Genomic DNA, 15823 nt, shown 5'->3' with positions numbered 1-15823 from the left:
GTCTCGTTCCAGTTCTACGCCCCGAACGGCGGGGTTACGACACTCCGAGCAGGCACACCAGCACGCGCGGTCAGGGCGGCTCCACCGTGGGCGCGTGGGGCAGCCGCCACCCCAGCACCACCACCGCGACCCCCACGATCCCGAAAACCACTTCCAGCGGCTGGAACCCGAGCCACGCGAGCACGAAGACCTCAAAGATCACCAGTGCGACGCCAGCAGCGATGGACAGCTCGCGAGCCCAGCGTCCCCCGATCCACTGCCAGGTCCCGATGGCGAGGAACCCGACTCCCACCAGCACCGCCAGCAGCATCCCCGGAAGGCGCCAGCTGGTGAAGGGGCTGCCGGCCAGGTCAGGCAGTCCGGCCCCGAGCATCGACCCGTCCGGCCGGGCGACCAGAGCCAGCCCACCGATCACCCCCAGCAGCCCGGTGAACCACTCCAGGCACACCAGCAACCGGCCCGCGAGGCTCGGGCGGCGTCCTGCCAGGTCCTGCTGCGATCCCTCCGCGACTGGTCCCACGAGGCGATCATGCCGCACCGAGCGGCGCGGGTCCTGTTGGCCGGACGCGGCCGGTGCAGCGCCGTTTCGACACCCCTTTCCGCAACCCGACTGACACGCCGAATACGCAGTGGGCCAAGCGATTCCCGTTTTCCTGGTGGTGTGCCATGATTTCGCCCTGAGCTCACTGCCTGCAGTGGACACAGCACGCACTGCATTGGTCATCGGCACCCGACCGTGCGCCGTCTCCCGGCGACCTTCCCCCCGCGACCTTTCCCCCGCGACCCTTGCCCCCGCGACCCTTGCCCCACAGAACGGTGACCGATGCCCCTTTCCCTCCGCCGGCTCTCCGCCGCCGCGAGTCTCACCTGCTGCCTGGTCCTGGCCCCGACCACGGTGGCGCTGCACCCGGCCCTGGCGGCCACCCCGGTGCCGGCGGCTGCTCCGGCCCCGCCGGACGGGCTGACCTGGCACACCGACGGGCCCGACGTCGCCGAGACCCCCGTCGCTGCCTCGCAGGGCTCCGGGCCGGAGCTGGCGGTCTCCGGCTCCACCGCCTACCGGCTCAACCTCAACCCGGACGGCACGGTGGTGCGCTGGGACGCCTGCCGCCCCATCCACTACCGGCTGAACCTGGCGGCCCAGCCGGACGCACTGGGCGACGTGCAGAGGGCACTCCAGGAGATCACCGCGGCCAGCGGCCTGACCTTCGTCCACGACGGCCCCAGCACCGAGATCCCGCAGGCGCACGGCGCGCAGGCCGAGTCGCCGCTGCTCATCGCGATGGCCACCGCGGAGGGCCCGTTCGCCTCCGAGCTGCTGGCCGAGGCCTCCCCGCACACCCTGGGCATCGCCGGGTGGGGTGCCGCTCGCACCGGCGCGGACGAGGACGCCCAGCACTGGCAGATCACCTCCGCGTACGTGGTGATCAACGCAGCCAGCGAGCTGCGCCCCGGCTCAGGGGCGGGCCTGTCCGCCTCCCGGGTGCGGGTGCTCATGCACGAGGTGGCTCACGCGGTGGGACTCAGCCACGTCAGCGACCGCCACCAGGTGATGTACCCGGTGACCGCCGGACAGGCCGCGGTGTGGGGGCCCGGCGACCTGGCTGGGCTGGCCCGGGTGGGCACGTCCGCCGGCTGCATCGGCCAGCAGCCTCCCGCCGCCACCGTCCCCGTCGATCCGTGGCAGCTGTTCTGGGACTGGCTGCTCAGCCTGCTGCGGACCTGGCTGGGAATCTAGCTCCGCTCCAGGCCGAAGGCGCGCAGCATCGCGGTGGCGAAGGCGGGGAGGTCGGCCGAGCCCCGGCTGGTGACCAGCACCCAGCCGTCGGCCGGGCACACCTGCACCTCGCCGTCCACCCACTGCGCGCCGGCGTTGACCAGGTCCGTGGCGATGCTGGGCGTGGAGGTCATGGTCTTGCCCCCCGCCACGTGCGCCTCCACCAGCAGCCACGGCGCGTGTCCGACCGCCGCGACGGGCCTGCCCTCGCCGACCCAGTCCCGGACCAGCTCCACGGCGGAGGACTGCAGCCGCAGAGCATCGGCGCCGACCAGCCCACCCGGCAGCACCAGCCCGTCGTAGTCCCCCAGCACGGCCTGCTCGACGCTGACGTCCACCTCCAGCTCCAGCCCGCGCTCGAGGTCGTCCAGGGCGCGCACGCCGGCTCCGGGCTCCAGCGTGGACAGCAGCCTCGGCACCCCGCCGGCGTCGAGCACCGCCTGGGTGCAGGCGAGCACGTCCTCCTGCTCCGCACCTTCCGGTGCCACCAGGAAAGCGATTGTTCGCGGCATGTTCGGTGCTCCCTTCCGCCGAGTCGCGGAACCGCACACAGCTGACTGTCTTGTCGTCGGAAGGGCCGATTTCCGCCATTCCCCGGCCGTGTCGATCGCGGTTTCCCCCGCAACTCTCCTAGGCTCGCGCTGTCCGCGCTTGGGGGAGCCATGACAGCAGAAAACAAGACTGACCAGCGGATTGACCGAATCGCTGGCCTTGACGGCATTCGCGCGCTCGCCATCATCGCCGTTCTGGTGTTTCACCTTCGACCCGACTCACTGCCCGGGGGGTACCTCGGAGTCGACGTGTTCTTCGTGGTGAGCGGATTCCTCATCACCACGCTGCTGCACCGAGAGTGGCTGGCCCGTGGCCACCTCGACCTGCGGCGCTTCTGGGTGCGTCGGGCGCGTCGGCTGCTGCCCGCCCTGGTGCTCGTGGTGGTGGTCAGCACCGGTCTGGGTTGGCTCGTCGGTGACGACCTGCTGGTGAACATCGATCGGCAGACGCTGGGCGTGCTCACGTTCAGCAACAACTGGGTGGAGATCTCCGCCGGCAGCAGCTACTTCGCCCACACCTCTCCCCTGCTGTTCATGAACTTCTGGTCGCTGGCCGTGGAGGAGCAGTTCTACCTGCTGTGGCCGCTGGCGTTCCTGGCCCTGGTGACGGCGGTGCGCAACCCGCGGTGGCGGGTGTGGCTGGTGCTGGGGGCGGCGGCCGCCTCAGCGCTGGCCATGGCCGCGCTCGTCGCCCGTGGCGCCGCCACCACCCGCGTCTACTACGGGACCGACACCCATCTCTTCGGGCTGATGATCGGCGCCGCCCTCGCGCTGGCCCACACCCAGCAGGGCAGCGTGCTGCACTCCCGGGCCTGGCGACGAGTGTGCGTGCCGGTCGGGGCGGCGGCCCTGCTGGGGCTGGTGGCGCTGGCTCTGGTGCTCGCCCAGGACAGCGCCGTCACCTTCCGTGGCGGCATCGTGGCCGCGTCGGTGCTGACCGCACTGGTGATCGCCGGGGTGCTCGGTGGTGAGGGCGTGCTCCGCCAAGGCCTGCGCCTGCCGGTGCTGGAGTGGGTGGGGCAGCGCTCCTACGGCATCTACCTGTGGCACTGGCCGATGATCCTGGTGGTCACCACCGCGCTGCCGCCGACGCTGGAGGACTCCCCGCTGAGCTGGCTCGGCCGGGTGGTGGCCCTGGTGCTCACCCTGGTGCTGGCGGCACTGTCCTACCGGTGGCTGGAGCTGCCGGTGCGCCAGCGTGGCTTCCGCGGCGCCGGCCGGAGCTTCGCCGCGGCGCTGCGCCGTCCCGCCGACCCCCTGCCCCGCACCAGCGCGGCGGTGGCCGTGGGGCTGGTCGCGGTGAGCGCCTTCGCGGTGGTCACCGCGCCGGACAAGTCGCAGGTGCAGCGCGACATCGAGGCCAACACCGCGCTCGTCGAGGGCTCGCTGGCCGAGCCTGGGCCACCCGCCGCCGCACCCGCCGCGCCCGGCCCGCCGGGGCTGGTCGCCGACGCGCACACCGCCGTCGGTCCCGCGTTCGCCATGCCCACCGGCCCTGAGATCACCGCCTTCGGCGACTCGCTGGTGGTCACCACCGCCCGCGGGCTCATCGACCGCTTCCCCGGCATCATGATCGACGCCAAGTCCAACCGGCAGTGGCCGGCGGGCGAGGAGGCGGTGCAGGCGCGGCTGGCGGAGGGCACGGTGCGCCGGGCGGTGCTGATCGACTTCGGCACCAACGCCGGCGTGCAGGACCCCGAGCTGGTGCGCCGGGTGCTGGCCTCGCTGGGACCGTCCCGGATGATCGTGCTGGTCAACCTCTTCGGCTCGTGGGAGGAGCACAACCCGATCCTCGCCGAGGTGGCCGCGGGCTTCCCCAACGTGGTGGTGGCTGACTGGCACGCGGCGATCTCAGCCCGGCCGGACCTGCTGCAGGCCGACGGGGTGCACCCGGGCATCGTCGGCAGCCGGCTCTACGCCGACGTGGTCAAGGACGCCTTTCACCGCCTGTCCACCCGGTGACGCCCGAGGACGCCCGAGCCACCGCCGCGCCGCACCCCGTCCAGGTCAGTGGTCGGCACAGCACGGCGTGGGGGTGGGCGACTCGAACGGCACCAGCACGCCCCCGGCGGCGTGCTCCACCACCAGCACCAGCTCCCCGCCGCGCCAGGTGGGACGCACGTGCTCCCGCGTGCGCAGCAGCACGTCGTCGGGGCAGGGCGCGCCCAGCACCTCCACCCGATCCACCGCTGTCTGCGCCACCACCCGGGCCAGCGGGACCGTCCCGGTCAGACCCAGCGAGCCGGGGAACTGCACCAGCCGGCCGCTGGTCCGCCCGACGTGCGCGGCCACCCCCTGCGCCGCCGCCAGGACCGACCCACCGCCGCTGGTGGAGCTGGGGCCGGTGGAGCGGGGGCCGCAGCACACCGCAGCCCGCGGCCAGCGCTGCCGCACCGCCGCCACGCCGCCGCGCCACACCGCCTCCGGGTCGGCCCCCGGCAGCGCCACCGACACGGTCAGGTGCGGCACCGGTCCGCACCGGCTGAGGTGGGTGGCCACCACCGCGGTCCCCGGGGCGTGCTCGAGCAGCCGCCGCACGTGGTCGGCGACCTCGTCGACCTCGCGCAGCGTCTCGCTGAGCACGTCCACGCCCACCACCAGGGCGGGCGCGCTCACGCCGGGATCGCCCACATCGGGTTGGTGTAGAACCACAGGTCCTGCCACGGGTCGGCGTCGCCCACCACGTCCTGGGCCGGGCCGGCGGGATCCACGGCCGCACCCAGGAGCCCGGGTGCGAGCCGGTTGCCGTCCGAGCCGCGCAGGCGGACGTAGAACGCCTCGTCCAGCCGGCCCAGCGGGTAGGAGATCCGGATCTCGCCGGTGCGGCCGCGCACGTCGAAGGTCTGGTCCACCCGGGTGCGCGGCGCGGTGAACACGTCCCGGTCGCCCACCGGGCCGGTGACCGCCCCGCGGATGACGTCGATCTTGGCCAGTCGCGGCAGCAGCTCCGACCAGTTCGGGGTGTCGGCGGGAACCACGGTGATGACCAGCTCGACCTGGCTGCCGCGGCGAGCGGTGAGCATCCCGCCCAGGGGTGCTTCCCGGTTGCCGGCCCGCAGCCGCACGTCCAGGGACTCCAGCAGCCGCCCGTGGTCCACCCACACCCGTCCGGCGCGCAGGCCGTCCATCACCGCTGCGTAGGAGAAGTCGGTGGCCCCCACGTGGGTGCGGCTGTAGTAGCCGGGCCAGAAGTCGCCGTTGCCCAGGTTGGGTCCCGCGGTGCGGTAGGTGGGCTCGCCGTAGCGGCCCGCCGTGGCGAAGGTGTTCTCCCCGCGCACCGAGGTGTCGGCGTAGACGCTGTGCGAGTCGGAGTTGGCGCTGATCCACCACGGCTTGCCCTCGGCGAGCAGGCTGTCCCACAGCCCGCCCACGGTGGAGGTCATCCAGTCGAACCCACCGAAGGTGCGGTAGCTCTCCAGCGGGTAGCCGGGGAAGCTGCCGGGGCCGGGGCTGCCGTCGTAGTAGCCGCGGCCGCCGCCGGGTCCGTAGGCCTTGGGCATGCCAGCAGCCTGGTGCCCGGGGGCGCCTTCCATGCCGATGGCGATCCTCGGCTCGGCGTCGCGCCACCCGCGGATCTCGTGCGGGGAGTCGATGCCCTTGCGGGCCGGGTGGTTGGCCAGCATCAGCGCGTCCTGCACCCGGCGCCGGCTCACCGAGCCGGCCAGGAAGTGCAGGCCCTGGAGGGCCCGCTGCTCGTTCAGCGCCGCGGTGGCCAGCGGGGAGCCGTCGTAGTCGACCTCGAACTGCTTGAGCACCGCCACCTCGTTGCGGCCGGGGTGCACGAAGACGGTGCCGTGCTCGGCGGCGGGGATGTTCCACTCCAGGCCCTGGAACACCAGGGTGTCCGGGGTGTCTCTGCGTGCGGCGACGATGTCGGGGTTGACCTTCTCCACGCCGATGCGGGCGTGCACCTCGCTGCCGTGATCGGTGATCACCACCCAGTCGAGGCCGTAGGCGTTGGCGTGGCGCACCTGGTCGATCACCCGGTACTGGCCGTCGGAGGAGAACTGGGTGTGGATGTGGTGGTCGCCGGCCAGCCAGGTGTAGCCACCGCGCGGGACGCGGCCGCTGCCACGCCCGCCCAGCGGGGATGCGGCAGCCGAGCCGATGCCCGTGGAGGCCGTCACCCCGAGCACTGCTGCGCCGGCGCCGAGCAGCCCGGCCGAGCGCAGGAAGCGTCGGCGGTCCACGGCGGCCGGCGGCAGCTCGCTGGTGGGGACGGCGGGGTCCAGCGCCGGCGGCAGCGGCTCGCTGTCGGGGTTGTCGTGGCTGTGGCCGTGCGGGTGGCCGTGCCCGTGAGTCTGGCTGTGCCCGTGAGTGTGGCTGTGGCCGTGTGCTGAGCCGTGCTCGTGTCCCATGCCGATCCTTCGCGCAGTGGTGGCTACCAGGCCCCGTCGGCCCCACAGGCAACATAGGAAACAGCTGCGACCAGCAGGCCTCCGTCCGGTGTCCGCAAGGCCAACGCCGAGTGACGATCACGCGCGTCGTGTCCCTGGTCGGGGTGGCTGCTACGGGGCGACGAGCAGACCGGCGAAGTCGGCGGCCGGCACCGGTGGTGCCCACAGGTAGCCCTGGCCGTGGGTGCAGCCGAGCTGCTGGGCCAGCTCGGCCTGCTCGGTGGTCTCCAGCCCGCTGATCACCACGTGCAGGTCCTGGCCGCGAGCGAGGTCGACGAGCCCGCGCACCACGGCGTCGCCCACCCGGGTGCCCAGCTGGGAGCACACCGCCCGGTCGATCTTGATGCCGTCCACGGGCAGTCGCAGCACGTCCTCGCTGCGCAGCTGCGACCTCTCGCCGACTCCGCCGCCGAAGGCGTCGAGCAGCACCCGGAACCCCTGCTCGTGCAGGGCGGCGAAGTAGCTGGTGCCGCCCACGTGCGCTGCCATCAGGGCCGGCTCGGTCATCTCCAGCGTGACGGCCGAGGGCGGTACCCCGACCGAGGCGACCGCGGCGGTGAGCCGGGAGACGCAGTCCGGGTGGTTGAAGTGCTTGGCGGAGATGTTCGCGCTCAGCCTCAGACCGGGGTAACCACCCCGCCACTGCGCCAGCTCCACCGCGGCACGCCCGAGGACGGCGAGGTCGAGGTCGATGACGAGCTCGGTGTCCTCGGCCAGCCCCAGGAAGTGGCCGGGCACGAGCACCCCGCGGGTGGGGTGCACCCACCGGGCCAGGGTCTCCACCGCCTGCGCCTCGCCCGTGCTCAGCTCCACCACCGGCTGGTAGTAGGGCACCACCTGACCCCGGACCACGGCGTTGGCGAGCTCGTGGGCGTCGGTGAGCACGCCGGACGGGCCCAGCCGGGTGCTGGTTCGCAGCCGCTCCAGCTGCCGCTGGACCACCGCCGCCATGCTCACCAGCTCGTCGAGCTGCTGGCCGGTGACAGTGCGCGGGCGGGTGTCCACAAGGCAGAGCGTGCCCACCACCGTGCCGGTGCTGTCCCACAGCGGAGCCGCGACGTAGGCCCGCATCCCGGGCACCCCGTTGCCGGTGTCCACCAGGTGCCCGGCGACCAGCGGGCGGGCCGTCCTGGCCACCTCGTCGGTGAGCGCCGTCCACCCCGGCGCGCTGCCCAGCTGTGCACCCACGGAGGCGATGGTGTGGCGGGTCTCGGAGTCGACGTGCACCACGTCCACCGAGGCCACGGCGATGGTGGGCCCGCGGCGGGCGTCCAGGACGGTCAGCAGCGCCACCGGGAAGGCGAACCGCGCCGCGACCAGGGTGACCAGCTGGTGCAGGTCGGGATCGTGTGGCGCCGTCTCCAGGTAGCGCAGCGACGCCCTGGTGCGGCTCCGGTCCGGGCCACCGCCCATCGCGCACCACCTGACCTCTCGGTCGAGCTGTGCCGGCCTCTCCTCGACGCTAGCAAAGCCGCGCGTGCAACCCGGAAAGCGTTGTGTGGCAGTGCACTTGCTGCGCTCAGCGGTGGACCGGGTGCTGCTGGAGGGCCGTCGCCAGCGCCACCGCGTCGGGCATCCCGGCGCGGGCGCCCACCGCCGTCACCGCGAGCGCGGCCGCGGTGACGGCGGTGTGCACCGCAGTGGCCAGCGGGTCGCCGGCGGCCAGGCGGGTGGCGAGCACGCCGTTGAAGGTGTCCCCCGCGCCGGTGGTGTCACGGACGTCGGCTGGCCGGGCCGGCAGGTGCGTGCCGGCCACACCGGGCTCGAGCACGAACACGCCCTCCCCACCCAGGGTGACCACGCAGGCAGCCCCCGAGCGGCCCACGATGGCCCCGGCCGCGAGCTCGGCGGCGTGCACGCGTGGTGGCGGCTCCGCCTCCGCGGCGGTGCGCGCCGGTGCCGGGCTGCCCAGCATCGCCGCCAGCTGCGCACCCTCGGTGGTGTTGGGCGTGAGCACCGGGCCCAGCGCGAGCAGCTCCACCACCTCCGCCGTCACCGGTGCGGGGTTGAGCACGCAGCGCACCCCCGCCGCGGCGGCCAGCTCGACAGCGTGGGTGAGCACGGCGGGGCTGATCTCGGTGGACACCAGCACGCAGTCGGCCCCGGTCAGCGCCCGGCGCAGCGCGCCGTCCACGTCTCGGGCGGTCATGAACACGTTGGCCCCGGCGCCCACCGCGATCTGGTTCTCCCCCGCCGCGTCCACCACGATCAGCGCGACCCCGGTGGACTGCTCCGGGATCACCACCACGCCGCTCACGTCGACGCCCTCGGCCGCCAGGTCGGCGGTGGCCGCGGTGCCACTGTCGTCGTCGCCCACCGCACCCACCAGCCGCACCACTGCACCCGCGCGGGCCGCCGCCACGGCCGCGTTGGCGCCCTTGCCGCCACCGTGGCGGTGCATGCGCGGACCCACCACGGTCTCCCCCGGCCCGGGCAGCCGATCAGCCCTCACCACCATGTCCACGTTGATGGCGCCGACCACCACCACCACAGGCCGAGCCTGCTCGTCGAGCCTCGTCATCGCTGTCCGTTCCTGTCGCCACGCCCGCCCGTCAGCGGGGCGCACCCGGTCATGCCCCACCGCGCCACCGCGTCCAGGGCCGCAGGGGTGGGGTTGTGCGCTGTGCCAGTCTCCGCCCGGTCAGCGGGGGGCGTCGACCAGTCCCCCGACACCCCAGGCGGGCACGGGGCCGCCAGTGAGAGCTGGCACCGCCAGCTCGGCCAGCTCGACGAGGGCTGCACGCACCGCGTCCGCCAGCGACCACACGTCCGGCACCGCCTGCGGGCAGGCGGTGAAGCCGAAGTCGACGTGGCCGTCGTAGGACATCACCGTGATGTTCAGTCCACCGCTGACGTCGCTGATCGGCGTGAGCGGGAAGGTGCCGGTCACCCTGGCGCCGCCGGCGTACAGCGCCAGCTGCGGGCCGGGCACGTTGGAGATGAGCAGGTTGAACGGCAGCGCCACCTCGGCGGCGGCCCGGAACAGCGCGCGCGAGGCCACTCCGTGCAGCACCTGCGGAAGCAGCGCGCTCGCGTCCTCCATCAGCGAGGTGGTGGAGCCGCTGAAGCGCTCCTTGGCCGCGGCCAGCGAGGTGTGCAGCAGGCGCACGCGCTCGGCCGGGTCGGGCTCGTGGGTGGGCAGCGCCGCCAGCATGAAGGAGATCCGGTTGCCCGCGGTGCCACGTTGCTCGGGCGTGCGCACCGACACCGGCATCCCCGCCACCAGCGGCGACTCCGGCAGCGCGTCGTGGTCCACCAACCAGCGGCGCAGGGCGGTGGTGCACATGGCCATCACCACGTCGTTGACGGTGAGACCGAGGGCGTTCTTGACCGCCTTCACCTCGTCCAGGGGCACGGAGAGGAACGCGAACGTGCGCTCAGCGGTGATGCGCCGGTTCAGCGGGGTGGACGGCGGGGCGGGGGCCCGCGGGGGCCGAGGCGGGGTGCTGCGCAGGCCGGTGGCCCGGGCCAACCGGGACACCGCTGACTCCAGCGCCCGCGCCCCGGGCACGCTGGCCGCCCCGGGCACGTCCAGCACGTGCGGTACTAGGTGTGGCGCGCTGCGCAGCAGCGACACGGGCAGGGTCGCGGCCCGCCAGGCGCCGCGCCCGGCCAGCTCGGCCGGTCCGGGAGCTGAGCCGCTGACGTGCGGTGCGGCCGGGCCAGGGGGTGCGGCCGGGCCAGGGGGTGCGACCGGGCCGGGGCACGGCGTGAGGTCCAGGATCGCGGCCATGATCTCGGCGCCGGAGACGCCGTCGATCACCGAGTGGTGGATCTTGGTGTAGATCGCCTGCAGGCCACCGGCCAGCCCGGACACCAGGTAGCTCTCCCAGAGCGGGCGGTCCCGGTCCAGCGGGGACTCGGCGAGCGAGGCCACCGCCTCTCCCAGCTGCGCGTCGCGGCCGGGGGCAGGCAGCGCCACCTCCCGGACGTGGTGGTCCAGGTCGAGCGTGCTCACCTCCTCCCAGTAGGGCAGGTCCAGGCCCAGCGGGACCTCCCGCAGCCGCCAGCGCAGCGGCGGGGCCAGGTGCAGCCGGGACCGGAACAGCTCGCGCAGCCCCGCCACGGTGAGCACCCCGCCGGAGACCTCGCTGGGGTCGACGATGAGGAGGTTGCCGATGTGGGTGGTGGTGGTGGCGTTCTCGGCGTTGAGGAACTGCACGTCCAGCGGGCTGAGCTGGCGGACCAGCCGGCCCCGGCTGGGCGTGCCCGGCGGTGCCGCGGTGGTCGCGGCGCCGGGGGCGCGCGCAGGCACCGGCCGGGTCGGGGCGGTCACCGCGGCCAGCAGCTCCAGCAGCGCGGGAATGCGGGCCAGCTCACCCTCGGTGAAGGGCGCCCAGCGCCTCCGGACCAGCAGGCGACGGCCATCCGCCAGCCGCACCACCACGGAGTGACCGCCGGCGGGGACGGCGGTGTCGGGGGTGGCGCCGGCGGGCAGGTAGGTGACCGTGTCGGCGGCCAGCACCCGGCGCATCGCCACCTGCTCGCTGCAGCGCCCGGCGAGGAGGTCGGTGGCGGCGCGCAGCACCGTGGTCTCGGTGTCCACCAGCTCCTCCACCGACGCCGGGCTCATCCCGATGAACCGCGCGCCCTGTGCCTGCACCAGCGCCACCAGCTCGGCCTGCTCGAGACCCTGGGGCGTGCGCAGCACCAGCTCGTCGACCACCCGCCCGGCCTGGTCGAGCTCGGTGGGCTCGCCGGCCACCGGCAGCACCGAGACCCCCAGCAGGTTGCACCCCCGCGCCGAGAGCGAGGTCACCAGCGCGGCCAGGGTGCCCGGCCGGTCCACCAGCTGGGCCCGCAGGCGCCACGTCTGACCGGCCGCGTGCAGCTCATCCCATTCCATGCGGCCAGTGTCGGCGGCAGAGGTTGCCCCTGCGTCACCCTGATATTTCGGGCAGGTTAGAGGGGCGCGCAGACAGCGACGAGACCAGTGGAGGGAGCCGGCATGGCCGCACCGGAGGAGCGCCCGCCCCGGTCGGGGGTGCAGACCGTGGAGCTGCTCCTCGACGCGGGCCTGGACGACGGGGTGCGCCAGCTCTGGGACCGGCTGATCGCCGCCGGGCAGCACAGCCAGGGGGTGCGCACGGACAGCTCCAACCGCCCGCACGTCACCCTGGCCGTCGCCCGCCACCTCGACTCCGGGCTGGAGCCGGCGATCACCGCGGCAGTGGCCGCCGCGCTGCCGCTGCCGCTGACGCTGGGCGGGCTGCTGGTGTTTCCGGCGGGGCGGGCGACGACCCTGGCGTGTGCGGTGGTGCCCTCGGCGGCGCTGCTGGCCCTGCACGCCGCGGTGAGCGCGGTGGTGGGGGTGCACCTGCCGCACACCGCTCCCGGCGCGTGGTCCCCGCACGTCACGCTGGCTCGGCGGGTGCGCCCCGAGCAGCTGGGGCCAGCGGTGGAGGTGCTCGGCCGGGCCGAGCTGGGGGGTACCGCCGCGGCGGCCCGCCGCTGGGACGGCACCGCGCGCCGCGAGTGGCTGCTGCAGGAGCCGTGCCGCCCGCCCGCCTGAGGCACGAGCGATCAAGGCGCACGCCAGGCACACTGGGGCCGCATGAGCTGTCGCGGGCGACGCCCCGGCGCGCCGGCGGGTCGGACCGCGAGGTCACGGACGTGCGGCGGGTCCTCCCAGTGCGGTGACCAGCTCGACCAGCAGTGCTCGCAGGGCCTCGTGGTCGGAGACCGCGCCGGCCAGCACGGCGTCGGCGTGCTGCGCGGCCACCACCTGCTCGTGCACGGCACGACCAGCGTCGGTGAGACGCACCAGCTGACGCCGCTCGTCGGCGGGATCGAGGGTGCGGGTGAGCAGCTGGGCGCGCTCGAGGCGCTCCACCGTGCGGCTGATGGTCTGGTCGGTCACCCGGCAGGCCCGCGCCAGCTCGCGCTGGGACAACGGGCCGGAGCGCAGGCTGTGCAGCGCGATCATGCCGGCGTGGGTGAGCCCGTGCCGGGCCAGCTGGGCCTCCCACGAGTGCTCCACCAGCCGGGCCGCGGTGGAGAGCAGCCGTCCGGTGGGCCAGCCCCGTACGTCCTCAGCCACCTCCGCAGGCACGTCGTCCGGCATCGCCGCTCCCCCTTCCGATTGCGATGTTCAGCAGGCTGAACAATAATCCCGAGCACGACGACACCCGCACGAGGCGCCGCCCGCGACCGACCCTGGGAGCACACATGCACAGCAAGCCGGCCCGCTCGAGGCGGACCCTACGATGGCTGATCCCCGCACTGCTCCTGCTGGTGTGGATCGTGATCGGCGGCATCGGCGGTCCCTTCGCCGGCAAGCTGGGCGAGGTGCAGCAGAACGACAACACGTCGTTCCTGCCCGCCGAGGCCGAGTCCACCCAGGTGGCGGAGGCCCAGCGGGCCTTCAGCGACAACCAGCTGATTCCCGCCGTGGTCATCGCGGAGAACAACGCGGGCATCACCCCCGAGGACACCGCATACCTCACCCGGGTCACCGCCTCCCTGAGTGGCACCGAGGGCATCGTGCAGCCGCCGTCCCCGCCGATCCTCTCCCCCGACGGCAAGGCCGTCGAGGTGATCGTCGGCGTCGACTCCACCAAGGACCCGGCCGAGACGGTCACCTCCATCCGGGACGCCCTGGCCGTGGACACCCCACCCGGGCTGTCGGTGTACGTCACCGGTCCCGCCGGCCAGGCCGCCGACCTCACCGAGGCCTTCAGCGGCATCGACGGCACCCTGCTGATGGTCGCCGGGGCGGTGGTCATCGTGATCCTGCTGGTGGTCTACCGCAGCCCGCTGCTGCCGCTGATCGTGGTGGTCTCCGCGGTGCTCGCCCTCGCCCTGGCCAGCGCGCTGGTGTACCTGCTCGCCAAGAACGACGTCATCACCCTCAACGGCCAGAGCCAGGGCATCTTGTTCATCCTGGTCTTCGGCGCCGCCACCGACTACGCCCTGCTCCTGGTCGCGCGCTACCGCGAGGAGCTGCAGGGCGAGGGCAACCGGTTCGAGGCGATGGGCCGCGCCATGCGCGGGGTGATCGAGCCGATCCTGGCCTCCGGCGGCACCGTGATCCTCGGTGTGCTGTGCCTGCTGTTCTCCGAGCTCAACTCCAACCGCGGGCTGGGCCCGGTGGCCGCCATCGGCATCGCCACCTCGCTGCTGGCCTCGCTGACCTTCCTGCCCGCCGCCCTGGTGCTCGTCGGGCGCAGCGTCTTCTGGCCGGCCCGACCCAAGCGGGGGCCGCGCCAGGAGTCCGGCGCCTGGTGGCGCCTGGCCGACTACGTCAGCGCCCACCGCGTCACCGTCTCGGTGGCCACCGGGCTGCTCCTGCTGGTCTTCGCCGCGTTCCTGCCCCAGCTGAAGTCCAGCGGGGTGGCGCAGTCCGACGTCTTCCTGAACCAGGCGGAGTCGGTGGAGGGCGAGGACGTGCTCAGCGCCCACTTCCCGGCCGGGTCGGGCTCACCCACCATCATCATCGCCAAGGCCGACCGGGCCGCCGCCGTGATCGACGCGGTGCGCACCGTGCCGGGGGTGAGCCAGCAGGTCGCCGAGGTCGGCGAGTCCGGCCAGCCCGGTGGTCCGGCCAAGGTGGTGGACGGCACCGTGCAGATCCAGGTGACCCTGGCCGACGCGCCCGACTCCGAGGCGGCCACCGCGACGGTGGAGCGCATCCGGGCGGCCGTGCACCCGATCCCGGGCGCCGACGCGCTGGTCGGGGGCACCACCGCCACCCAGCTGGACACCCAGACCACCTCCGAGCGCGACCGCACGGTGATCATCCCGATCGTGCTGCTGGTGGTGTTCCTGGTGCTGGCCGTGCTGCTTCGGGCCATCGTGGCGCCGCTGCTGCTCATCGGCACGGTGGTGCTGTCCTTCGCCGCCACCCTGGGTGTCTCCGCCCTGCTGTTCAACCACGTCTTCGACTTCCCCGGCTCCGACCCGGTGGTGCCGCTGTTCGGATTCGTCTTCCTGGTGGCGCTGGGGGTGGACTACAACATCTTCCTGATGACGCGGGTGCGGGAGGAGTCGCTGCGGGTGGGCACCCGGGACGGCATCCGCCGGGGGCTGGCGGTCACCGGCGGCGTGATCACCTCCGCCGGGATCGTGCTGGCGGCCACCTTCGGCTCGCTGGCGGTGCTGCCCATCCTGTTCCTGGCCCAGCTCGCCTTCATCGTGGCCTTCGGCGTGCTGCTGGACACCCTGATCGTCCGCTCGCTGCTGGTTCCCGCGCTGGCGGAGATCATCGGCCCCAAGGTGTGGTGGCCGTCCAAGCTGGCCAGCTCCCAGCCGCCGGCCGAGCCGGAGCCGGCGCTGGCCGAGCGGTCCCGCGGCTGAGCGAACCCGGGAGCGGCCCAGGTCGCCGAGGTGGCCGCAGGTACGGTCTGCGGCGTGCGCAGCAGCGGTTCCCCAGGTCCCGGCTCCCCCGCCGGGTGGTCCCGCGGCGCACTGCTGAGGCTCGCGCTGCTGGCGGTGCTGCTGCTGGTCGCGGTGGTGGTGGCGCTGACCATCTCCCTGCCCACCACCGACCAGGCCCGCCAGTGGGCGCACGACCTGGGCCCGTCGTTCCCGCTGCTGTTCGTGGTGGTCCACGCGCTCGTCACCGTCACCCCGGTTCCGCGCACGGTGTTCACCCTGGCCGCAGGTGTGCTGTTCGGGCCGTTCTCCGGGGTGGTGGTAGCCGTGCTGGCCACCACCGTCAGCGCGGCGCTGGCCCTGGTGCTGGTGCGCCACCTCGGCCGGGAAGCAGTGGCCGAGCGGCTGCGCCACGGCCGGCTGCACGCGGTGGACCAGCGGCTGGAGCAGCGGGGATGGCTGGCGGTGGCGTCGTTGCGGCTGATTCCGGTGGTGCCGTTCTCGGTGCTGAACTACTGCTGCGGGGTCTCCTCGGTGCGGATGCGCCCGTTCCTGCTGGCCACCTTGGTGGGCGTGGTGCCCGGGACCGTGGCGGCGGTGCTGCTCGGCGACGCCATGACCGGGCGCACCTCCCCGGCGCTGCTGGGGATCTCCGTGGCCTGCGGCGCGATCGGGGTGCTGGGGCTGCTGCTGGACCGGCGGACGCCCCTCGCGGCCGCCTCACCGGATTCGACAAGCCCGCATCGTTGATCTAGCTCGTTCCAGGTTGACGGCTTGACCCGCCG

At 73.8% G+C, this 15823-nt stretch carries 13 protein-coding genes; 5 read left to right on the top strand and 8 right to left on the bottom strand.

Annotated features, from left to right (window positions below):
* Positions 1-70: 70 nt before the first annotated feature.
* Positions 71-520, bottom strand: coding sequence for a hypothetical protein (locus tag AC3YO9_RS10570; protein ID WP_489983098.1), 450 nt, complete (start codon positions 518-520; stop codon positions 71-73).
* Between the two features lie 303 nt (positions 521-823).
* Here AC3YO9_RS10570 and AC3YO9_RS10565 point away from each other — a divergent pair, with 303 nt between their 5' ends.
* Positions 824-1738 carry a matrixin family metalloprotease gene (locus tag AC3YO9_RS10565; RefSeq protein ID WP_489983097.1) on the top strand — a complete coding sequence of 305 codons (915 nt, stop codon included), beginning with the start codon at positions 824-826 and terminating at the stop codon, positions 1736-1738.
* On the opposite strand, the gene AC3YO9_RS10560 is transcribed toward AC3YO9_RS10565, so the two are convergent.
* The gene (locus tag AC3YO9_RS10560; protein WP_489983096.1) at positions 1735-2289 is read right to left on the bottom strand and encodes a DJ-1/PfpI family protein; all 555 of its coding nucleotides are present in this window, start codon (positions 2287-2289) and stop codon (positions 1735-1737) included. The genes AC3YO9_RS10565 and AC3YO9_RS10560 overlap by 4 nt on opposite strands.
* A gap of 150 nt (positions 2290-2439) precedes the next feature.
* On the opposite strand from AC3YO9_RS10560, the gene AC3YO9_RS10555 reads away from it, so the two are divergent.
* A complete protein-coding gene (locus AC3YO9_RS10555) occupies positions 2440-4290 on the top strand; it encodes an acyltransferase family protein (RefSeq protein ID WP_489983095.1) in 1851 nt (616 codons plus the stop codon).
* A 45-nt stretch (positions 4291-4335) separates the two neighbouring features.
* On the opposite strand, the gene AC3YO9_RS10550 is transcribed toward AC3YO9_RS10555, so the two are convergent.
* The 5 genes from AC3YO9_RS10550 to AC3YO9_RS10530 all read right to left on the bottom strand — a co-directional run bounded on the left by AC3YO9_RS10550 (position 4336) and on the right by AC3YO9_RS10530 (position 11571).
* Complete coding sequence (locus tag AC3YO9_RS10550; RefSeq protein WP_127783062.1) at positions 4336-4944, bottom strand: hypothetical protein; 609 nt, start codon at positions 4942-4944, stop codon at positions 4336-4338.
* Positions 4941-6686, bottom strand: coding sequence for a PHP domain-containing protein (locus tag AC3YO9_RS10545; RefSeq protein ID WP_489983094.1), 1746 nt, complete (start codon positions 6684-6686; stop codon positions 4941-4943). The genes AC3YO9_RS10550 and AC3YO9_RS10545 overlap by 4 nt, the downstream gene beginning before the upstream one ends.
* A gap of 150 nt (positions 6687-6836) precedes the next feature.
* A complete protein-coding gene (locus AC3YO9_RS10540; RefSeq protein ID WP_489983093.1) occupies positions 6837-8138 on the bottom strand; it encodes an EAL domain-containing protein in 1302 nt (433 codons plus the stop codon).
* Between the two features lie 106 nt (positions 8139-8244).
* Complete coding sequence (locus AC3YO9_RS10535; RefSeq protein WP_489983092.1) at positions 8245-9246, bottom strand: PfkB family carbohydrate kinase; 1002 nt, start codon at positions 9244-9246, stop codon at positions 8245-8247.
* 120 nt (positions 9247-9366) lie between these two features.
* Positions 9367-11571, bottom strand: a complete 2205-nt coding sequence (locus AC3YO9_RS10530) for a WS/DGAT/MGAT family O-acyltransferase (protein ID WP_489983091.1) — start codon at positions 11569-11571, stop codon at positions 9367-9369.
* Between the two features lie 102 nt (positions 11572-11673).
* Here AC3YO9_RS10530 and AC3YO9_RS10525 point away from each other — a divergent pair, with 102 nt between their 5' ends.
* Positions 11674-12237: a 2'-5' RNA ligase family protein gene (locus tag AC3YO9_RS10525; RefSeq protein WP_489983090.1), complete on the top strand. Its 564-nt coding sequence runs from the start codon at positions 11674-11676 to the stop codon at positions 12235-12237.
* 93 nt (positions 12238-12330) lie between these two features.
* On the opposite strand, the gene AC3YO9_RS10520 is transcribed toward AC3YO9_RS10525, so the two are convergent.
* Positions 12331-12789: a MarR family winged helix-turn-helix transcriptional regulator gene (locus AC3YO9_RS10520; RefSeq protein ID WP_489983089.1), complete on the bottom strand. Its 459-nt coding sequence runs from the start codon at positions 12787-12789 to the stop codon at positions 12331-12333.
* A gap of 104 nt (positions 12790-12893) precedes the next feature.
* Between AC3YO9_RS10520 and AC3YO9_RS10515 the strand changes: the two genes are divergently transcribed.
* Complete coding sequence (locus AC3YO9_RS10515) at positions 12894-15020, top strand: MMPL family transporter (RefSeq protein WP_489983088.1); 2127 nt, start codon at positions 12894-12896, stop codon at positions 15018-15020.
* A 54-nt stretch (positions 15021-15074) separates the two neighbouring features.
* A complete protein-coding gene (locus AC3YO9_RS10510) occupies positions 15075-15788 on the top strand; it encodes a TVP38/TMEM64 family protein (protein ID WP_489983087.1) in 714 nt (237 codons plus the stop codon).
* Positions 15789-15823: the final 35 nt, after the last annotated feature.

This window comes from Rhodococcus sp. Z6_132 (assembly GCF_058133635.1).
This window is presented reverse-complemented; position numbering and strand designations above follow the sequence as displayed.